The organism is Rhizobium sp. YAF28 (genome assembly GCF_052113285.1).
Taxonomy (GTDB): domain Bacteria; phylum Pseudomonadota; class Alphaproteobacteria; order Rhizobiales; family Rhizobiaceae; genus Rhizobium.
The window spans coordinates 1-19,975 of record NZ_JBFRCX010000020.1 but is presented as its reverse complement, the minus strand read 5'-3'; the positions used below and the strand labels follow the sequence as shown (position 1 = coordinate 19,975).

Annotated in this window: 22 protein-coding genes; 11 read left to right on the top strand and 11 right to left on the bottom strand. The window is 60.7% G+C overall.

All coding sequences use genetic code 11. The features are described from left to right. Positions 1-30 precede the first annotated feature (30 nt). Genes AB4Z13_RS30805 through AB4Z13_RS30790 form a run of 4 tightly spaced genes read left to right on the top strand, consistent with a single transcriptional unit; the run spans position 31 to position 4,476 of the window. Positions 31-1,470, top strand: a complete 1,440-nt coding sequence (locus tag AB4Z13_RS30805; RefSeq protein ID WP_442207630.1) for an FAD-linked oxidase C-terminal domain-containing protein — start codon at positions 31-33, stop codon at positions 1,468-1,470. Further along, positions 1,467-2,672, top strand: coding sequence for an FAD-binding protein (locus AB4Z13_RS30800; RefSeq protein WP_439014165.1), 1,206 nt, complete (start codon positions 1,467-1,469; stop codon positions 2,670-2,672). The genes AB4Z13_RS30805 and AB4Z13_RS30800 overlap by 4 nt, the downstream gene beginning before the upstream one ends. Before the next feature lies 1 nt (position 2,673). Continuing rightward, on the top strand, positions 2,674-3,984 hold the full coding sequence (gene glcF, locus AB4Z13_RS30795; protein ID WP_439014167.1) for a glycolate oxidase subunit GlcF: 1,311 nt from the start codon (positions 2,674-2,676) through the stop codon (positions 3,982-3,984). A 51-nt stretch (positions 3,985-4,035) separates the two neighbouring features. Further along, positions 4,036-4,476 (top strand): hypothetical protein, encoded by a 441-nt coding sequence (locus tag AB4Z13_RS30790; protein ID WP_439014168.1) that lies wholly within the window; start codon positions 4,036-4,038, stop codon positions 4,474-4,476. A gap of 78 nt (positions 4,477-4,554) precedes the next feature. On the opposite strand, the gene AB4Z13_RS30785 is transcribed toward AB4Z13_RS30790, so the two are convergent. From AB4Z13_RS30785 to AB4Z13_RS30775, 3 genes are all read right to left on the bottom strand, one after another. Further along, complete coding sequence (locus tag AB4Z13_RS30785; RefSeq protein WP_439014169.1) at positions 4,555-5,235, bottom strand: outer membrane protein; 681 nt, start codon at positions 5,233-5,235, stop codon at positions 4,555-4,557. 121 nt (positions 5,236-5,356) lie between these two features. Then, positions 5,357-6,028, bottom strand: coding sequence for a L,D-transpeptidase (locus AB4Z13_RS30780; protein ID WP_439014170.1), 672 nt, complete (start codon positions 6,026-6,028; stop codon positions 5,357-5,359). Between the two features lie 135 nt (positions 6,029-6,163). Continuing rightward, complete coding sequence (locus AB4Z13_RS30775) at positions 6,164-6,916, bottom strand: L,D-transpeptidase (protein WP_439014171.1); 753 nt, start codon at positions 6,914-6,916, stop codon at positions 6,164-6,166. Positions 6,917-7,126: 210 nt separating this feature from the next. Between AB4Z13_RS30775 and AB4Z13_RS30770 the strand changes: the two genes are divergently transcribed. Continuing rightward, positions 7,127-7,756, top strand: coding sequence for a DNA-3-methyladenine glycosylase I (locus tag AB4Z13_RS30770; RefSeq protein WP_310378613.1), 630 nt, complete (start codon positions 7,127-7,129; stop codon positions 7,754-7,756). Next, complete coding sequence (locus tag AB4Z13_RS30765; RefSeq protein WP_439014172.1) at positions 7,753-8,235, top strand: hypothetical protein; 483 nt, start codon at positions 7,753-7,755, stop codon at positions 8,233-8,235. Before AB4Z13_RS30770 ends, AB4Z13_RS30765 begins: the two co-directional genes overlap by 4 nt. 64 nt (positions 8,236-8,299) lie before the next feature. Here AB4Z13_RS30765 and AB4Z13_RS30760 read toward each other — a convergent pair whose 3' ends face one another. Beyond that, positions 8,300-9,004: an HAD family hydrolase gene (locus AB4Z13_RS30760; RefSeq protein ID WP_113323880.1), complete on the bottom strand. Its 705-nt coding sequence runs from the start codon at positions 9,002-9,004 to the stop codon at positions 8,300-8,302. A gap of 246 nt (positions 9,005-9,250) precedes the next feature. Here AB4Z13_RS30760 and AB4Z13_RS30755 point away from each other — a divergent pair, with 246 nt between their 5' ends. Further along, positions 9,251-10,300 carry an aldo/keto reductase gene (locus AB4Z13_RS30755; RefSeq protein ID WP_439014173.1) on the top strand — a complete coding sequence of 350 codons (1,050 nt, stop codon included), beginning with the start codon at positions 9,251-9,253 and terminating at the stop codon, positions 10,298-10,300. 65 nt (positions 10,301-10,365) lie between these two features. On the opposite strand, the gene copM is transcribed toward AB4Z13_RS30755, so the two are convergent. The 3 genes from copM to AB4Z13_RS30740 all read right to left on the bottom strand — a co-directional run bounded on the left by copM (position 10,366) and on the right by AB4Z13_RS30740 (position 11,962). Then, a complete protein-coding gene (copM, locus tag AB4Z13_RS30750; protein ID WP_113323879.1) occupies positions 10,366-10,725 on the bottom strand; it encodes a CopM family metallochaperone in 360 nt (119 codons plus the stop codon). A gap of 72 nt (positions 10,726-10,797) precedes the next feature. Next, the gene (locus AB4Z13_RS30745) at positions 10,798-11,163 is read right to left on the bottom strand and encodes a hypothetical protein (RefSeq protein WP_439017172.1); all 366 of its coding nucleotides are present in this window, start codon (positions 11,161-11,163) and stop codon (positions 10,798-10,800) included. A 40-nt stretch (positions 11,164-11,203) separates the two neighbouring features. Then, positions 11,204-11,962 carry a hypothetical protein gene (locus AB4Z13_RS30740; protein WP_439014174.1) on the bottom strand — a complete coding sequence of 253 codons (759 nt, stop codon included), beginning with the start codon at positions 11,960-11,962 and terminating at the stop codon, positions 11,204-11,206. Between the two features lie 135 nt (positions 11,963-12,097). On the opposite strand from AB4Z13_RS30740, the gene hisS reads away from it, so the two are divergent. The 3 genes from hisS to hisG are packed head-to-tail and all read left to right on the top strand — an operon-like array spanning position 12,098 to position 15,427. Continuing rightward, on the top strand, positions 12,098-13,612 hold the full coding sequence (hisS, locus tag AB4Z13_RS30735) for a histidine--tRNA ligase (RefSeq protein WP_439014175.1): 1,515 nt from the start codon (positions 12,098-12,100) through the stop codon (positions 13,610-13,612). 1 nt (position 13,613) lies between these two features. Beyond that, a complete protein-coding gene (locus AB4Z13_RS30730) occupies positions 13,614-14,735 on the top strand; it encodes an ATP phosphoribosyltransferase regulatory subunit (RefSeq protein WP_439014176.1) in 1,122 nt (373 codons plus the stop codon). Beyond that, positions 14,732-15,427, top strand: coding sequence for an ATP phosphoribosyltransferase (hisG, locus tag AB4Z13_RS30725; RefSeq protein WP_007814195.1), 696 nt, complete (start codon positions 14,732-14,734; stop codon positions 15,425-15,427). The genes AB4Z13_RS30730 and hisG overlap by 4 nt, the downstream gene beginning before the upstream one ends. 71 nt (positions 15,428-15,498) lie before the next feature. On the opposite strand, the gene AB4Z13_RS30720 is transcribed toward hisG, so the two are convergent. Further along, positions 15,499-15,927: a DoxX family protein gene (locus tag AB4Z13_RS30720; RefSeq protein ID WP_439014177.1), complete on the bottom strand. Its 429-nt coding sequence runs from the start codon at positions 15,925-15,927 to the stop codon at positions 15,499-15,501. 204 nt (positions 15,928-16,131) lie between these two features. Between AB4Z13_RS30720 and AB4Z13_RS30715 the strand changes: the two genes are divergently transcribed. Continuing rightward, entirely contained in the window at positions 16,132-16,842 is a 711-nt protein-coding gene (locus AB4Z13_RS30715; RefSeq protein ID WP_439014178.1) for a glutathione binding-like protein, read from the top strand. 47 nt (positions 16,843-16,889) lie between these two features. Here the strand turns inward: AB4Z13_RS30715 and AB4Z13_RS30710 are convergent, their stop codons facing one another. The 3 genes from AB4Z13_RS30710 to groEL all read right to left on the bottom strand — a co-directional run. Beyond that, positions 16,890-17,897 carry a serine hydrolase domain-containing protein gene (locus AB4Z13_RS30710; protein WP_439014179.1) on the bottom strand — a complete coding sequence of 336 codons (1,008 nt, stop codon included), beginning with the start codon at positions 17,895-17,897 and terminating at the stop codon, positions 16,890-16,892. 60 nt (positions 17,898-17,957) lie between these two features. Next, a complete protein-coding gene (locus AB4Z13_RS30705; protein WP_439014180.1) occupies positions 17,958-18,404 on the bottom strand; it encodes a hypothetical protein in 447 nt (148 codons plus the stop codon). Positions 18,405-19,156: 752 nt separating this feature from the next. After that, on the bottom strand, positions 19,157-19,975 hold an 819-nt coding region (groEL, locus tag AB4Z13_RS30700), incomplete at its 5' end, for a chaperonin GroEL (protein WP_442207629.1).

Below are 19,975 nucleotides of genomic sequence, written 5' to 3'. Positions count from 1 at the left end.
TTTCCGTCATGTTGGCCGAGGGAGAACGCCATGTCCGACGCCATTTCGTTCCTCGCTCCGCGCTCCGACGTTCTTGCGCGCCGCAAGGAAATCGTTGCCGATCTCGTCGATCTCCTGCCGCCGGAATGCCTGATCCACGAAGCGCGCGAACTCGTGCCCTTCGAGACTGATGCATTCGTCTCCTACCGCCGCCTGCCGCTCGCCGTTGCCTTGCCGCGCTCGACCGCGGAGGTGGCAGCCATCATGAAATACTGTCATCGCTACGGCATTCCGGTCGTCCCTCGTGGGGCCGGCACCTCGCTTTCGGGCGGCGCCATCCCGCAGGAAGATGCCGTCGTGCTCGGCCTGTCGAAGATGAACCGCATCCTGGAGATCGACTTCGCCAATCGCTGCGCCGTGGTTCAGGCCGGGGTCACCAATCTCAACATTTCCGAAGCCGTCTCGGCGGACGGTTTCTTCTATGCGCCCGACCCGAGCTCGCAGCTGGCCTGCACAATCGGCGGCAATATCGGCATGAATTCCGGTGGTGCGCACTGTCTGAAATATGGTGTCACGACCAACAACCTGCTCGGCGTCAAGATGGTGTTGACCGACGGCACGGTGATCGAGCTCGGCGGCAAGGCTCTGGATGCGGCGGGCTACGATCTGCTCGGCCTCGTCTGCGGTCATGAGGGCCAGCTCGGTATCGTCACCGAAGCGACGGTACGCCTGATCGCCAAGCCGGAAGGCGCCCGGCCGGTGCTTTTCGGCTTCGAAAGCTCCGAGGAGGCAGGCCGCTGTGTCGCCGACGTCATCGCCGCCGGCATCATTCCCGTTGCCATCGAATTCATGGACAAGCCGGCGATCGAGATTTGCGAGGCCTTCGCCCATGCCGGCTACCCGCTTGATGTCGGCGCGCTCCTGATCGTCGAGGTCGAGGGATCGGAAGCGGAAATGGACGACATGCTGAAAAGCATCGTCGACATCGCCCGCAAACATGGCGTCAAGACGGTGCGCGAATGCCAGTCGGCAACCGAGGCGGCGCTGATCTGGAAAGGGCGCAAGTCCGCCTTCGGCGCCACCGGCCGCATTGCCGATTACATCTGCATGGATGGTACCGTGCCGCTGAGCCAGCTTTCGCATGTGCTGCAGCGGACGTCCGAGATCGTCGCCGGTTACGGCCTGCGCGTCGCCAATGTCTTCCATGCCGGCGACGGCAACATGCACCCGTTGATTCTCTTCAATGCCAATGACCCCGAGGATGCCGCCAAGGCGGAAGCGGCCGGCAACGATATCCTGAAGCTCTGCGTCGATTCCGGCGGCTGCCTGACCGGCGAGCACGGCGTCGGCATCGAGAAACGCGATCTGATGCGTCATCAATATTCCGAGGCCGATCTTGCCCAGCAGATGGCGGCGCGCGCCGCCTTCGATCCGCAATGGCTGCTGAACCCTTCCAAGGTCTTCCCGCTCGAGGGGCGTCCTGCCGCATGATCGATCTGGTGCCTGTAAGCGAAGAAGAAGCCGCAGCGATCATCCGCGCGCATGCGCAAGAGGGTCGTGCGCTCGCCATCAGCGGCGGCGATACGCGTTCTGGTTTCGGTAATGCGGTCGACGCGGAGGATCGCCTGCGCTCGACTGGCCTGTCCGGCATCGTCTCCTACAATCCCGGTGAGATGGTGATGACAGCAAAGGCGGGTACACCAATCGCCGAAGTCGAGGCGGCCCTTGCCGAAAACAACCAGATGCTGGCTTTCGAACCCATGGATCATCGCGCCGTGATGGGCACCTCGGGCGAACCGACGATCGGCGGCGTCTTTGCCGCCAATGTCTCCGGCCCGCGCCGCTTCGTGGCGGGGGCTGCTCGTGACAGCCTGCTCGGCATCCGCTTCGTCAACGGCAAAGGCGAGATCATCAAGGCAGGTGGCCGCGTGATGAAGAATGTCACGGGCCTCGATCTGGTCAAGCTGCTCGCCGGCTCGCATGGCACGCTCGGCTTCCTGACCGAGGTGACTTTCCGTGTGCCGCCGCGTGCGAAGACGGAGGAGACTGTCGTCATCTCCGGTCTCAACGATGCCGAGGCCGCAAATGCTATGGCAGCGGCCATGGCTTTGCCGGTGGAGGCCTCGGGTGCTGCTCACCTGCCTTTGACGGTGACCTGGAAATTTCTCGGCGGCAACCTGCCCGAGGGCGAGGCGACGGTGCTGCGCATCGAAGGCCTACCCGGCTCGGTGGAATCGCGCGTGGCAAAGCTTCTGTCGGCGATGGCGCCCTTCGGGCAGGTCGCGAGCCTGGATCGGGCCTCCAGCCGCCAGCTCTGGCAGGAAGTCCGCGATGTGGCGCCCTATGCCGATGGCACCGCCCGACATGTCTGGCGTGCTTCCGTCGCACCGGGCATTGGCCATCAGCTTGTTGCGGCCCTGCGGCTGGAAGCCGGTGTCGATGCTTTCTACGATTGGCAGGGTGGTCTAGTCTGGATGCGCATGGAAGCCGATCCGGAAGCTGATCTGGTCCGCCGCTTCATCAAGGCGCTCGGTGGCGGCCATGCGACGCTCATCCGCGCCTCGGCTCAGGCAAGAGCGGCGACGTCAGCCTTCCATCCCGAGGAAGAGGCAGTGGCACTGCTTTCGCGCCGCGTGAAAGAAAAGTTCGATCCGTCGGGGATCTTCAACCCGGGGAAGATGGCGGGACACTGAAATGCAGACCAACTTCAACCTTGCCCAGCTTGCCGATCCGCATGTCGCCGAATCCGAGCAGATCCTGCGCAAATGCGTCCACTGCGGCTTCTGCACCGCCACCTGTCCGACCTATGTCACGCTCGGCAACGAACTCGACAGCCCGCGCGGTCGCATCTATCTCATCAAGGACATGCTGGAAAACGGTCGCGCGGCGGATACGCAAGTCGTCACCCATATCGACCGCTGTCTTTCCTGCCTTGCCTGCACCACGACCTGTCCTTCCGGCGTCGACTATATGCATCTCGTGGACCATGCCCGGGTTCACATCGAAAAGACCTATAAGCGGCCGTTCATGAACCGGCTGACGCGCGCCATTCTGGCGGCGGTGCTGCCCTATCCCGGCCGTTTTCGTGCAGCACTTGCGGTTGCCCGCATCGGTCGTCCCTTTGCCGGCCTGATGCGCGGGGCGGCACTGCAGCCGTTTGCAGCCATGCTGGCGCTTGCGCCGCACAGCATTCCGGCGCCGTCGCCTTTTGCTCGGCCTGGCCGGCATGAGCCACAGGCCGAGCGCCGCGGCCGCGTCGCGATCCTCACCGGCTGCGCGCAGCCCGTTCTCGATCCCGCCATCAATGAGGCGACCATCCGGCTGCTGACACGATTGGGCGTGGAGGTGGTCGTCCCCGAGGGCGAGGCCTGCTGCGGCGCTCTCGTCCACCATATGGGGCGCGAAGAGCAGGCTCTCGCCTCGGCCCGTGTCAATGTCGATGTCTGGACCCGCGAGATCGAGGCTGGCGGCCTCGACGCGATCATCATCACCGCCTCCGGCTGCGGCACGACGATCAAGGACTATGGCCACATGCTGCGCCTTGACCCGGCCTATGCCGGCAAGGCGGCGCAGGTTTCTGCCCTTGCCAAGGACGTCACAGAATATCTGGCCGGCCTCGATCTGCCCGCCCACATGCCGAAAGGCATCACCGTTGCCTATCACTCAGCCTGTTCCATGCAGCATGGGCAGAAGATCACCATGGCGCCAAGGCATCTGCTCAAGGCGGCAGGTTTTACCGTTCGCGATCCGGCCGAGGGCCATCTCTGCTGCGGCTCGGCCGGCACCTACAACGTCCTGCAGCCGGATATTTCCGCTACCCTCAAGGCCCGCAAGGTCAAGAATATCGAGGCGACCAAGGCCGATATCATCGCGACAGGCAATATCGGCTGCATCACCCAGATCGGGTCAGGCACATCAACGCCAATCCTGCACACCGTCGAGCTTCTGGACTGGGCTTATGGCGGTGCTGTGCCTGAAAAATTAAGGGATTTGCCGCTAGCCTGAGAGCATCGATTCATTGGCCGATCTCAAGGGCCGATCTCAGGAGTTCTGGCTATGTGGCGTGGATTGACGGTGCTTGCCGTATTGCTCGGCGCGGCTGGTGCGGCGCACGCCGACAGTCGCTATTTCTGTTCTGCAGACGACAAGGGCGTGCGCTTCACGCTCGAAAGCGCTTTTGAAGATGGAGGCGGTCACAAGCTGATCCATTTCCGTGGCGCGCTGATGCTCAAGGACGCCAATAAATCCAAAAACTTCGGCAAGCGGATCCTCGAATCGAGGGATTTGACAAACCGCTGGTCGCGCGATGGCGATTTGCGCCTGGAAGTCTTCACGACGGAAGGTACTGACGCTGAAAGCGAGTCTCTGGATCTCGCGGTTCTCGCCGGCGAGCACGGCAAGGCTTCGCCGAATTTCAGCGGCACTTATGCTTTGCGCATCGAAGGCAGCACAAGCTTCTTCGTCGTCGAAGGCAAGGTGAGCTGCGGCACCAAATAGTCCCGCAGCTCTATCTCTTTGTTTTTACATAATTCCGGACGCAAGACCGCTGTACGCTTTTGCTGGAATTGCTCCAGATTACCAGTGGTAGGAAATACCGACATTGACGGCGTTGGTGACGATGTTCGTCTTCAGGCGGTCGCCGCTGTCGATCGGAACGTCGACGCGCGAATAGGTGCCCTTGTATTCCACGAAGGTCGACCAGTTGTCGGTGACGCGGAAGTCGACGCCCGCCTGCGCCTGGAAGGTCACGCCGCCGAATTCATAGTCGAAGGTCGTGCCCTGCGGACGGGTGACTTCAACGTGCGGAATGTTTACCCCGACACCGGCGCCGAGATAGGGGGTCCATCGACGAGCCGGGTCCTTGAAGCGGTAGAGGCCGTTGACGGTCAGGAGGTTCAGGCCGTCGGTGAATTCGAAATGCGTCCAGCCCGGTGAACGTGCCATCGTCTCGTCATCGGCATAGACCTTGTCATGGGTATAGTCGAGCGACACGCCCCAGTTCGGCAGGTTGAAGTCGCCCAGCCACCAGGTGACGCGGCCGCCGTAATAGGGCGGGCTGCCGAACGACTTGCCCTCCCAGCCGGCGCTGAAGGAGGTGCCGTCGGAAACATCGACGTGGCTATGCGGCGCCGTCTGGTAGCCGCCATAGATGGAAAATTCCAGATCTTCGGCCGAAGCCGTGCCAGCCATCGATGCAAGTGCGGAAAACGCAATGCCTGCCAGAAGCATGGCGGAAAGACGCAATGCATATGCCATTGAATGTCCCCGAAGTACCGAAAGGTGATCAGGTCGATTTTGTGGCAGAGTTCTGTGTCACAATCTTAACAAACAAAAAGGCGCACGATGTGCGCCTTTATTTTTTTGTTGAAAGTGTGGCTCAACCGCCAAACATGGTGCGCAGGATATCGATGCCCTTGTCTTGGAAGGCGACATTGCCCTGCTTGTTGCCGGGACCGACGACGATGACCTTGGTGCCGACGGAGACGCGGCTGTAAAGATGCGACACATCATTGTTCATCATGCGGATGCAGCCTGAGGACATGTTGAGGCCGATCGTCCAGGGCTGGTTGGTGCCGTGAATGCGGAAGATCGTGTCGCGGCCGCCCTTGTAGAGATACATGGCGCGCGCACCGAGCGGATTATCAGGGCCGCCGGGCTGAACGGCGGGAAGATTGTGACCCTCGCGGGCCTCGCGGGCGCGCATCTCAGCCGGCGGCGTCCAGTTCGGCCATTCGGCCATGCGACCGACCGTCACGACACCCGACCAGCCGAAACCGTCGCGGCCGACGCCGATGCCGTAGCGCGTGGCGCGGTTATTGCCTTCGACGAGGTAGAGAAACTTGTTGTTGGTGTCGACGATAATGGTGCCGGGCTTTTCGCTGGTGGCAAGACGGACGACACGCTTGCGGAACTGTGGCTTGATCTCACGGGTCTGCTTGACGCCGCGCACGGCGTCCGTAGCCGTCATGACCGGTTCCGCGCTGACGGTCACAACTGTACAGGACAGCGCGACGGCAGCCGCCGCCGCGAGCCTAAAAAACTGCTTCATTTTCGATACCCTCTCCTTCAGACCGCGTAGAGGCTAGTCAAATCGGTTTGAATTTCAAGTCGGAGAGGTGAGGGACACGGTTTTTTGTTGTCCAGCGGGCGGCTGTTCTTGCCGTCCGCTGGCGTTATTTGGCCTTTACATCACGATGACGCGGGTGCCGATATTGACGCGATCATAAAGGTCGACCACGTCCTCGTTGCGCATGCGGATACAGCCGGAGGAGACGGCGCTGCCGATCGTCCAGGGCGCATTGGTGCCGTGAATGCGGTAGAGCGTGGAACCGAGATACATGGCACGGGCGCCGAGCGGATTTTCCGGGCCGCCATCCATGCGGGCGGGAAGATAATGGCCCTTGGCGGCTTCGCGGCTCACCATTTCCGAGGGCGGCGTCCAATCCGGCCACTCCGCCTTGCGGGTGATCTTGTGGGCGCCTGCCCATTCGAAGCCGGGCTTGCCGACGCCGACGCCGTAGCGGCGGGCCTTGCCGCCATCCATGACGAGGTAGAGGAAGCGGTTGTTGGTGTCGATGATAAGCGTGCCGGGCCTTTCCTTCGTATCGTAATCGACGATCTGTGGCAGGAACTGCGGCTCGACCTGCCCACGGATGACGGGAACGCCGGGGCGGATGGCAGACACGGTCTGCGGTGCCGGCTGCGGCGCGCGCTGGATATACGTCCGGCGCTGCTGGAAAAGGCCGCGCTGCTGTACGACGACCGGCCGCTGGTAGACGACGGGACGAACCGAACCGCCGCCGAGCTGGTTGATCCAGGGGGCGGTGAGATCGGGGCTCAACACCACGGGCGGACGGGAGGCGTAGCGGTCGTCTGCAAGGGCGGCCGTGGACAGAATGCCGAGCATGGCTGCGGCAAGGACAAGGGGTTTCATCATCGGACGAACTCTCTACAAATGACCGAAAATGCGCTGGCGGAATTGTCCGCCTGCGGCCATGCTGCCACCGCGTTCGCCAGCGAATGGTAAATGCGGATTCATTAAAAGGCGACGGACGGAATAAACTTTTCGTCAGGGTTACCGTTCGGTTTGGAAAGAAGGTTTGCAAATGGTAAAGCCGGATTCACAGCCGCAAAACGAGAAGAAAATATGAGCGAAACCGGCATCATCATCGGCGAGGATGGCAAGAGCCGCTGCCACTGGCATGCGAATCTGCCCGATTACCTGCGCTACCACGATGAGGAGTGGGGCAGGCCTGTCACCGATGACATCAGGCTCTTCGAGAAGATCTGCCTCGAAGGTTTCCAGTCCGGTCTTTCCTGGCTGACGATCCTGCGCAAACGCGAGAATTTCCGCGCCGCTTTCGCCGGCTTCGATTTCGAGAAGGTGGCGCGCTTCGGCGACGAGGATATCGCTCGCTGCCTTGCTGACGCCGGCATCATCCGCCATCGCGGCAAGATCGTATCGACGATCAACAATGCGCGTCGCGCAATCGATCTCAGGAGCGAATTCGGCACTCTCGCCCGCTACTTCTGGAACTATGAGCCGCGCCAGGAAGATCGGCCTGCCGTCGTCGACCGCCAGCATATCGTCGCCAATCCGACCACCGCCACGTCAGTCAGGATTTCCAAGGATTTGAAGAAGCGCGGCTGGACCTTTGTCGGACCGACCACAGTTTATGCCTTCATGCAGGCTATGGGTCTCGTCAACGATCATCTCGAAGGCTGCTTCTGTCGCGCTGAAGTGGAGGCGATGCGCGCAGCATTGGCGCGCCCATGAAGCCGCTTCTTGTGTTTGCCACAGCACTTTTCCTCTCCGCCTCCGCAGCCATTGCGCAGACGCCGCAACTCGACCCGGGCGAGAAAATCGAAAAGCTGCAGTTCCCCGCCGTGACCATGCAATTGAAGGGTTGGACCAAGTTCGGCAACAGCCACGTCTATACGCTGCCCGTGCGCGTCGGCCAGCATGTGAAGATCAGCTTCGAGACAAAGAGCAAATTCGCCTATCTCGCGATCTTCGATCTGTCGAAACCCGATGACGAAGCCTTTTTCGGGACGGACGAGGACGGCACCAGCTACGAGACGACCGTGGAGGAAAACGCTACCTGGCTGCTGCGCCCTTACTATTCCAAGGTCTCGCCGCGCCGCGGGCTGGGCGCGCCCTACAGCATCCTGATCGAACCGCTTGCCGCGGCTCCTCAGCCGGTGAAGCCGGCGCCTCAACAGGAGGAGCGGCCGTCGCTTTTTCCGAAGCGGTAATAACCGAGAGCAATTTTAGCAAAACTGTGCAGCGGTTTTGCGTCCGGAATTGCGTAAGGATGCTTTAGCCAAGCCCGTCGATCAGCCCGCGCAATTCGCCGAGATGGACAATCCTGCGGAAGCGCGGCGCGTCTTTCGGCTCCTCGACCCGCTCCAGGACCCAGGTGAGCTCGTGGGGCACAAAGACACCGTAGCTGCCGGCGGCAATGGCCGGCACGATATCGGACTTCAGCGAATTGCCGACCATCATCGCCCGCTCCGGCCCGTCGCCGACCTTGGAGAAGATGCGCCGATAGGTGACCGCAGTCTTGTCGGAGACGATCTCGACAGCATCGAAATAGTCGCCAAGTCCAGACTGGGCGAGCTTGCGCTCCTGATCGAAGAGATCACCCTTGGTGATCACCACCAGCAGATATTTTCCCGCAAGCGTTTCCAGTGTATCGCGCACATGCGGCAGGGTTTCGACCGGATGGGACAGAAGGTCGCGTCCGGTATCGAGGATCTTGGCGATTACACTCGCCGGCACCTTGCCCTCGGTGATTTCGATCGCCGTTTCGATCATCGACAGCGTGAAGCCTTTGATGCCGAAACCGTAATGGGCGAGGTTGCGTTTTTCGGCTTCGAGAAGCCGCTCGGAAATCTTCGCGCCCTCGGCGAAATCGGCGAGAAGCCGGGTAAAATGCTCTTCTGTCAGTCTGTAATAGTGTTCGTTCTGCCAGAGTGTGTCATCGGCATCGAAACCGATCGTCGTCAATGGTCGGGCGGTCATATACGCACCTCTAGAAATACGCCCTGTCGATATAAGGCGGGCAATCTATTCCCAGCCTGTGTCGAGACAAGGGCGTCTCCACGGGGCCGTGTTCCGTTGAAAAACGCGGGCCGGCGACCTACATGAAAAGTGCCTCACCTTGCAGCCAGCCCCGGCTGTGCCTGTTACGCGCAGGCCAATAATCAAAAAATAGAGTTCAGCAGTCCGCAAGCCCCTATTGCGGCAGACACAAGGGAATTTCTCGACATGCGTTACAATCAACTCGGAAATACCGGACTTTTCGTATCTGAAATCTGCCTTGGAACCATGACATTCGGGGAGGCCAAGCAAGGCACCCCCTGGGGCGCCATTGCCGATGTCGACCAGAAGGCGGCCGATGAGATCGTCCAGCGTTCACTGGATGCCGGCGTCAATTTCATCGATACCGCAGACGTCTATTCGTTTGGTGAATCCGAGCGGCTGCTCGGCCAGGCACTGAAGAACCTTGGCGTGCCGCGCAAGGATGTCGTCATCGCCACCAAGGTCTATGGCGTTATGGGCGACAAGCCGAACGACCGCGGCGCCTCGCGCGGCCATATCATGGATTCCGTCGAGGCAAGCCTCAAGCGCCTGCAGACGGACCATATCGATCTCTACCAGATCCATGCCACCGATCCGGTCACCCCGATCGACGAGACGTTGCGTGCGCTCGACGATCTCGTTTCCCGTGGGCTCGTGCGTTACGTCGGCGTGTCCAACTGGCAGGCTTGGCGCATCGCCAAGGCGCTCGGCATTTCCGAGCGTAAGGACTATGCCCGTTTTGAGACCGTGCAGGCCTATTATTCGATTGCCGGACGTGACCTCGAACGCGATATCGTGCCGCTGCTGCAGGAAGAAAAGCTCGGCCTGATGGTCTGGTCGCCGCTCGCTGGCGGCCTGCTCTCGGGCAAGTATGGTCCGGGCGCACCAGGCAATGGTGAAGGCCGCCGCGCCAATTTCGACTTCCCGCCCGTCGATAAGGATCGGGCCTGGGCTTGTGTCGCCGTCATGCGCGAAATCGCCGAAAAGCATGGCGTCAGCGTCGCCACGGTGGCGCTTGCCTATATCCTCGCCAAGCCCTTCGTCACGACCGTCATCATCGGCGCCAAGCGTGTCGACCAGCTCGACCAGAACCTTGCTGCCGTCAACCTGAAGCTCGATGCCGAGGAGATCAAAAAACTCGATGAGGTCAGCGCTCTTGCTCCGGAATATCCGGGCTGGATGCTTTCTCGCCAGGCCGCCGGCCGCCGCCCGGTCGATTTCGAGCCCAAAGCCTGATCAAGCAAAGGACTGATTGAAGAGGGCCGCCGTTCCGACGGCGGCCCTTATTCTTTGCTGCCGACTTACTTGCCGTGCGCCTTCAGCCAGGCATTCATCTCGGCGATTTCAGCCTCCTGCGCCTTGATGACACTCTCGGCAAGTTTGCGGATTTCCGGATCCTTTCCGTACTGCAGCTCGATCTTTGCCATGTCGATCGCTCCCTGATGGTGAGGGATCATGCTGCGGACGAAATCCACATCGGTATCGCCGCTCAGTTTGATCATCATATCCTTGTGCATCCTGTCATTGGCCTCCGTGAAAGCCTGGCTGGATGGGCCGTGGCCGCCCATGTGCTTGGACATGTCCATGGTCGGCATATCCTCGGCAAAGGCCGGCGCAGCAAAGGCGATGCTGGCGGAAAGGGCGATGATTTTCAGAGACATGAGTATTCCTTCCTCTGTCTGACAATAGGGTCTGATGGCAGCGCATCGCTGCCGTTCTGCAAAAAGGGATCGTCAGACGAAGCGGGGAGGCGGTGCCTGTGGTGTGGGCCTGTTGTCCCTGAGCGCCCGGTCGAGCGCAGGAGACGGATAGGCGAAAACATGCTTGCCGCCATCGGCAAGCAGATCGACCGGCGGCAGCACCATGCAGGCGGCGCAAAGCGGCATATGGGCAACGCCTGTGGAGCAAGGGTCTTTCGCAGAATCGGCCTTAGCCGCCATGTCGGGCATGGCCATGCCCTCCATGTGATGATGCGTCATGCTGGCTTCGGTCTGAACCGCAGTGCTCATCGATGCGCAGGTCGGGCAGCCAGCCCATGCCGACAGGGTGCTGTAGACCAGCCAGCCGAAAAACATCGTCATGAGAGCCAATGCGCGCATGCGAGAAACATAGGCAAGCCCAGGCGAAAAGCCAAGCCGCTCACCAGGCAGCAATAACCTTGTGAACGATCTGGTAGTCACGGCTTTCTTCGCCGAGTGGTGCGACGGGCCAGTCCCAGCCGGCCTTCGCCTCGGGTGGCGCCACGCCATGCAGCAGGTCGGCTTCCTCATGTACTTTGCCAGTCCGGTCGATGACCATGTAGGAGATATCGGTCACCAGGCAGGTGCGGCAGGGCTGCGCCGCAAGTCCCTCGATATGCGCCGCTATCAGCCTCTCAACGGTATCGTCAGGCATCCCGGATGGAGCTTCCGCCTCATATTGTCGTTTGACGCCCCGGCCGATCTGCGAGAGCAGGTTGGCGGAAACGACGAAGTCGAGATAGGGCACGCTGCGCAGGAAGCTGAGCGGCTCGGGATCTTGTCCTGCCTTGAGATCGCCATAGCCCGAGAGATCGCGTTCGATCAGCCGCACGTTCCGATAGCGCTTGCCCCTCAGCCGCAGGCGCACCGATGCCAGATGTACGAGATCGACGAGCACCACCGTATCGAAGCTCTCAGCCAGATCCTCGATCGGCACGTCCCGGAGCAATCCGGAGCCGAGCACGACAGCGGTCCGCCGCTGCGACAGGCCTGATATCGCGGCGGAAATGGCCTTCTTGCTGTTGGCCTCATGGGCCGCCCAATCGCGGCTGCAGCGGCCGGCGCGCGACCACAGATTGACCGAATAGCGCACGAAGCGGCGGTGCGCGCTGCCCGTAAGCGCTGCTGTCGCGAGATACTGAAGCGCTTCCGCGATCATGGCTATATCCTGATAACAGGTTCTTTCCGCATCGTTCCATCGATTCTGGTCGCCATATCAAGGCCCTTGCCCTTGCCGCTACCCGCCCAATCCGCTAGGAAACCGCCACTGTCACATATGTGGAATTTCCCCGAAATGAACGACAAGCAGAAGAAACCGCAAAAGCTCAAGGCCCGCCTTCCGCGCGGCTTCGTCGACCGCTCAGCAGCCGATCTCCGCGCCGTCAACGAAATGACCGCGAAGATCCGCGAGGTCTACGAGCATTATGGTTTCGATCCGGTCGAAACGCCGCTGCTTGAATATACCGATGCGCTCGGCAAGTTCCTGCCGGACAGCGACCGCCCGAACGAGGGCGTCTTCTCGCTGCAGGACGATGACGAGCAGTGGATGTCGCTGCGTTACGACCTGACGGCGCCGCTCGCCCGTCATGTCGCCGAGAATTTCAACGAGATCCAGCTTCCCTACCGAACCTATCGCGCCGGCTACGTTTTCCGCAACGAGAAGCCGGGTCCGGGCCGCTTCCGCCAGTTTATGCAGTTCGATGCCGATACTGTCGGCGCACCGGGCGTTCAGGCCGATGCCGAAATGTGCATGATGATGTCCGATACGCTGGAAGCTCTCGGCATCAAGCGCGGCGACTATGTCATCCGCGTCAACAACCGCAAGGTTCTGGACGGCGTGCTGGAAGCGATCGGCCTCGGCGGCGACGACAAGGCCGGCCAGCGCCTCAATGTGCTGCGCGCGATCGACAAGCTCGATAAGTTCGGCCCGGAAGGTGTGGCCCTGCTGCTCGGCCCCGGCCGAAAGGATGAATCCGGCGACTTCACCAAGGGTGCCGGCCTTGACCAGAGCCAGATCGAGAAGGTTCTCTTCTTCGTCGGCATCAAGGATTATGCTGAAAGTGCCGCCCAGCTGGCAGAGCTAGTCGCCGGCACCGGGAAGGGCGTCGAAGGCGTCGAGGAGCTGAATTTCATCGGCGCGCTCGTCACCAGCGCCGGCTATCAGTCCGACCGCATCAAGATCGATCCCTCTGTTGTCCGCGGCCTCGAATATTATACCGGCCCGGTCTATGAGGCTGAACTGCTCTTCGACGTCACCAACGAAAAGGGCGAAAAGGTTGTCTTCGGCTCCGTCGGCGGCGGCGGCCGCTATGACGGTCTCGTCTCCCGCTTCATGGGCCAGCCGGTGCCGGCCACTGGCTTCTCGATCGGCGTCTCGCGCCTGATGACGGCGCTGAAGAACCTCGGCAAGCTCGGCCAGCAGGATATTATCCAGCCGGTGCTGGTCACCGTCATGGACGGCGATGTCGGGGCGATGGGCCGCTACCAGCGCTTCACGCAGGAGCTTCGTGCCGCCGGCATCCGCGCCGAGATGTTCCAGGGCAACTGGAAGAAATTCGGCAATCAGCTGAAATATGCCGACCGCCGCGGCTGCCCGATCGCCATCATCCAGGGCGGCGACGAGCGTGCGCAGGGCGTCGTGCAGATCAAGGATCTGATCGAAGGCAAGCGCCTCTCCGGTGAGATCGAGGACAACACCACCTGGCGCGAAGCGCGTGTGGCACAGGAGACCGTGCCGGAAGCCGATCTGATCGCCAAGGTGAAAGAAATCCTCGCCGCCCAGGCGGAGGACCGGAAGAGGGCGGGCTGATATGGCCCTGATCAACCTTCCTGATTTCTCCGGCGAGCTTCTGGACGAATTTTCCGCCCGCAAGGCGGAGCGTATCGACACACCGGTCATCCAGCCGGCCGAACCCTTTCTCGATATCGCCGGCGAAGATCTTCGCCGGCGTATCTTCATGACGGAAAGCGAAACCGGCGCCAGCCTCTGCCTGCGCCCGGAATTCACCATCCCCGTCTGTCTGCGCCATATCGAGAGTGCAACGGGCACGCCGAAGCGCTATTCCTATCTCGGCGAAGTCTTCCGCCAGCGCCGCGACGGCAGCAACGAGTTCTATCAGGCCGGCATCGAAGATCTCGGCGATATCAATCTCGCCAGCGCCGATGCCCGCGCAATCGGCGATGCCGTCGGCATTCTCTCTCGCCTGCTACCAGGCCGGCAGCTCGCCGTCACGATCGGCGATCAGGCCGTATTCGAGGCCGTCGTGCAGGCTCTTGGCCTGCCGCTCGGTTGGCAGAAGCGGCTGATCCATGCCTTCGGCAATATGATCCAGCTTGAGAGCCTGCTGGCGGGTCTCGTGAGCCCGCAATTCGTCACCGGCCTCGACGATCATGTCGCAGGCCTTGTCGGCCTCGAGGATGAAACGGCGCTGATTTCCTATATCGACGAGACGATGCAGGCGACCGGCTATTCCACCAATGCCAGCCGCTCGCCGCAGGAGATCGCCCGGCGGCTCAAGGAAAAGCTCGTCCTCTCCGAGACCCGTCTCGATGATGCGGCCTTCCAGGTGCTGGAAAAGTTCCTGTCGCTCAACGTACCGCTGGTCAATGCTTCGGCAGCACTCTCGCATTTCGCCGACGCGGCGGGGCTGAAGCTCGGCAATGCGTTGGCCCGCTTCGATGGCCGTGTCGCTGCACTCTCCAACGCCGGCGTCGATCTCTCGCTCATCGAATACCGCGCCGCTTTCGGCCGCCCGCTTGATTATTATACCGGCCTCGTCTTCGAGACGATGGTCGAGGGCTCGTCGGCGGTTCTGGCCGGTGGCGGTCGTTTCGACAGGCTGATGACCTTCCTCGGTGCCAAGGATCGTATTCCCGCCGTCGGCTTCTCCCTCTGGCTCGACCGTATCGAAACCGAAAGGGCAGCCGCATGACGATCACCATTGCGCTTCCCTCCAAGGGCCGCATGAAGGACGACTGCTCTGATATCTTCGAGCGCGCTGGCCTGAAAATTTATGCCGTCGGCAATGACCGCTCCTATCGCGGCCGCGTCGAAGGCTGGGACGATGTGGAAATCGCCTTCCTCTCGGCCTCGGAAATTTCCCGCGAGCTCGGCAACGGCTCGATCGATTTCGGCGTTACCGGCGAGGACCTCGTGCGCGAGGGACTGGCGGAAGCCGACAAGCGGGTGGAATTCTGCGCCCGGCTTGGCTTCGGCCATGCCGATGTCGTTGTCGCCGTGCCGGAAATCTGGCTGGATGTCGATACTATGGCCGACCTCGTTGACGTCGCCGCCGATTTCCGCGCCCGTCATGGCCGGCGTCTGGCGATCGCCACGAAATACTGGCGCCTGACCCAGCAGTTCTTCTCCAGCCAGCATGGCATCCAGCTTTACCGCATCGTCGAGAGCCTCGGCGCCACGGAAGGCGCACCCGCTTCGGGCTCGGCCGATATCATCGTCGATATCACCTCCACCGGCTCGACGCTGCGCGCCAATCACCTCAAGGTGCTCTCCGATGGCGTCATCCTGCGCTCGGAAGCCTGCCTGGTGCGTGCCCGCAAGGATGCCCATGCCGATACGCCCACGGTGACGGCGATCGTCGAGGCTGTCCGCTCGGTTCTCTGATCACGTTATTGAACATGCAAAACCCGCCGTCAGGAGAGACGGCGGGCTTTCGTGTTTGGGAGGAAATGGAATTAGCGGGCGGCGATGGCCTGCAGGCCGCGGCGTGCGTCGATCGAATAGGCACCGGCACCGACGGTGGCAAGCAGGATGTACGCGCCGGCCAGTGTGATGTTCTTCATGACCATGATCTGGTTGAGGATATTCACGAGTTCCGCGCCACTTGCGTAGGGCAGGTGGAAGACAACGGCCGTGAAGACACAGAAGCCGGCGAGCAGCCAGCCGACAATGCGGACCTGGAAGCCCGTGAGAACCGCAAGGCCGGCCAGCAGTTCGAAGAGGCCTGCGACATAGGCCAGGAGGGTTGCTGCCGGCAGGCCGGCACCGGCGATCATGCCCGCAGTACCGGCAGCATCGGTTACCTTGCCGAAGCCGGCAAGGATGAACATGAAGGACAGAAGGATGCGGGCGAGAAGGATGAGGACGTTGTTCGTATTCGACATGGACGTTGCTCCGTTGAATGGCTTTTGAGGTCTTGATGCCCCGGCACCGTGTTGAACCTCGGATGCCCTCTATTTCGCCTTTTTTTGACGTTGGGGAAAGATAAACGTCAGCGGACAGTTTGTTCACTAATATGAAACGATCGGTTGGCTTGCCTTGCATGGCGGCTGTCTTTTATGGTCGCCGCCTCACCCAAGGAGAAACCGATGGCAGATCTTTCCGCATTTCCGATCACCAGCCGCTGGCCGGCGAAAAACTCCGACATTATCCAGCTTTATTCGCTTCAGACGCCGAATGGCGTGAAGATTTCAGTGGCGCTGGAGGAGCTCGCTCTGCCCTATGAGCCCCACTATGTGTCCTTCGCGACGACGGATCAGAAGACGGCGGAATTCGTATCGCTGAACCCAAATGGCCGTATCCCCGCAATCGTAGATCCCAATGGCCCGGACGGAAAGCCGATAGGGCTCTTCGAATCCGGCGCCATCCTGCTCTATCTGGCGGAAAAGACCGGCAAGCTGATCCCGGCTGATGCTGCAGGCCGCTATGAAACCATCCAATGGGTCTTTTTCCAGATGGCGGGCATTGGCCCGATGTTCGGCCAGTTTGGCCATTTCTACAAATTCGCCGCCGATAAGGTCGCCAACAATTCCTACCCCGTGGAGCGCTACCGCGACGAGGCGAAGCGCCTATTGAGCGTGCTGGAAAGCCGCCTGCAGGGCCGCCAGTGGATCATGGGCGACCAATACACCATCGCCGACATCACCACCTTCCCGTGGATCCGTGGCGCCGATATCTTCTATGGCGGCCGCGAAGTGCTGGACTATGCGAAATTCCCGGCCGTCATGGACTGGCTGCAGCGCTGCATCGCCCGCCCGGCGAGCGAGAAGGGCCTCAACATTCCGGTCAAGCCGGCCTGAGTTTTGGCCTGAGTTTGGATTGAACGTTAGGCCGGTCTTGGGTCGGTCTAACCTTGCCCATTCATCGCAGCTAGCGCGAGGCGCAATATTGCGCCCATCTGGACATGGCTGGCACCGCTGCCGCTCCTTTTGGACGAGGCGGATCTGTGAACGATGACAAGATCGAGCGTCGGCAGCACGATCAGATACTGGCCACCCCATCCACTGGCGTAGAACATCGGCACATGTGTCGCCATGCTATCGCCCCCGGCGTGCGCTTCTGTGGCCCACCAGAGATAGCCATAACCATGTCCGGCGCCGACTTCCGAATGAATGGCGGTGCTGTCGCTGACCCAGCTTTCGAGAACGATCTGCTTGTCTCCCCAACAGCCGGAACGCAGATAAAGCAGCCCAACCCGCGCAAGATCGCGGGCCGACATACTGATCTTATAGACCGGGTGCAATGATTGAGGACCATGCTGGAACCAGCCGTCTCCCGGCGCATAATCTTCCATCTGGAGCGGAAGGACGAGCCGCGACACGAAGGCGTCAAACAGATTTTGGTCTGTCGCGCGCTGGATGATCGTGCCGAGGACGTTGAAATCCCAGTTATTGTAGAACCAGTGCGTTCCCGGCGGATGGCTTCCTCTCGCCGGGCGTCCCTTCTCCGTGTCGTAGACCGAAGGCAGATAGACACCGGATCGGGCCATCAGCAGGTTCATGACGGTTGCCTGCCGCTCTGCCGGCGTCAGGGGCTCGGTGTCGTCAATATCAAGATCCGCGAGCGTCGCATTCGCGTTGATCCGGCCCTCGGCGATGAAGATGCCGTATAACACGTTGATCAGGCTTTTCCGCACCGAGGCGACGCTGGATTTGAGAGTAAGGTCGCCCCACTGATAGATCAGCCGTCCTGCCTGAACGATCATGAATGCGGAGGATTCGCCCTCACTCAATCTAAGGGAAAGTGCGGCAAGGCCAGTCGGCGACCAGCCGGAACTTTCGCCGGCGGCATCCTCCCATCGTATCCCGGGAAAGATGTGACCCGCATCGGTCGGAGATGTGCTTTCCCTGCCCATGAGGCTCTCCGGATTGATCCTGTCGGCAGCACGAGGAGCAAGCCCACGTTTAAAGCGCGCTTACTGCCGGCTGGCGATCTGGCTGGCGCCTTCCAGCTTGAAGCGCGGGAAGACGAAAACGCCGACCATGCTGCCGCTGTACTTTTCTTCCAGCCCGTTGGATTCGCCCATGCAGAAGAGCGGCTGGCGAAAGCCGTTCGGCATGATGATGGTCGTCAAAAAGCAGAAGGATGAGGAAAGCGTCGCAGCCTGCTCGAAGAGCTGCAGAACGTGGTTGCGGTCCTTGGGATCGTAACAGCGCACCAGGCTCAATAGGCCGCATTCCTGCGCCGAGAGACCGTGCAGCATCGCGCTCCATTCGCCGAGCCTGATGACTCCAGTCGAAAAGTCTCCGATCCAGCTTTCGGAGACGGAAAACTGCGCCAACATGTCGTGATTATGATTGTTGTAGTCCAGCGAGCCGGGCATCAAGGGTGCGGCAGCATTGGCTTTGGCGATCTTAAACAAGGCGTTCCCCAGTTTGGGTGCGGCTCCCCTGCCACACGCTCGGCAAACACAAAGAAACAGGATCACGTAGCGCCAGGCATCATGCCTGTGCTTTCACCTTGCGGGAACAGCTGTTCGGCTGCGCCTTTGATGGTCGCCGCTCGAATGTCTCCCGCAAGATTTAATCTCGTATGTTCGCGGAGACCTTCGAAAGCCCGAATGTTCACGCATGGCCTTTGGCGTGTCCGGTCTCGTCTGTGGCGAGAATTGTTCCGGGCGAACGTCAATTGCAGCGCGGATTTATAGGAGCTTTTGCGCAAACGGCAACGGCTTTTTCCGGGGCGTTAGGTTGACGTTATGATTGGATTTTGCCCGGATTGCGCGTTATCCGCTAGTTTTGTGTTCAAAAGTCTCATTTATGCATTGTGGGAACGGTTTCACACACACCATAGCATGCGGTTTTCGTAAATTAGACAGCTCTGAGACCGAATTTCATTGAAGGGGAAAATGCGAAGTACGCAAGCCTCGCGAAAGTTTTGGACCCAAAACCGCGCCTTAAGTCGCAGCTTAAGCCGCGGTTATTTTCGAATCGACTGAATAAAAAAGGGCGGCCCGAAGACCGCCCTTTCTATTCCGGAGATCGGAATGGATATCAGTGATGGCTTGCGCCCATCACATCATGTCCATACCGCCAGTTCAGCGCGCTCGAGGTGCTGAACCATCTTAGATGATGGGCGGTTTCGTGGACGATGCTGTGAAAGGCCGTTGGCCTATCACATCATGTCCATACCGCCCATGCCGCCCATGCCGCCTGGCATTGCCGGAGCGTCCTTCTTCGGCAGCTCGGCGATCATGGCTTCCGTGGTGATCAGCAGCGAAGCAACCGAAGCTGCGTTCTGCAGAGCCGTACGGACAACCTTGACCGGGTCGACGATGCCCATGGCGATCATGTCGCCATATTCAGACGTCTGGGCGTTGTAGCCGTAGTTGTCTTCGTTCTTGTCGAGGACCTTGCCGACAACGATCGAAGCTTCGTCACCAGCGTTTTCTGCGATCTGGCGAACCAGCGACTGGAGCGCGCGGCGAACGATGTTGACGCCGGCTTCCTGATCCTGGTTTTCACCCTTGGCCTTGATCTTCGTGGAGGAGCGCAGGAGAGCAATACCGCCGCCCGGGACGATACCTTCCTGAACAGCAGCGCGCGTCGCGTTGAGAGCGTCGTCGATGCGGTCCTTCTTTTCCTTCACTTCGATTTCCGTCGAACCGCCGACGCGGATGACGGCAACGCCGCCAGCGAGCTTGGCAAGACGTTCCTGCAGCTTTTCGCGGTCGTAGTCAGAGGTGGTTTCTTCGATCTGGGCCTTGATCTGGGCAACACGGCCTTCGATGTCGGACTTGGCGCCGGCGCCGTCGACGATCGTGGTGTTTTCCTTGGAGATCGAAACCTTCTTGGTGCGGCCGAGCATGTCGAGGGTGACGGACTCGAGCTTGATGCCGAGGTCTTCGGAGATGACAGTGCCGCCCGTGAGGATAGCGATGTCTTCCAGCATGGCCTTGCGGCGATCGCCGAAGCCCGGAGCCTTGACAGCGGC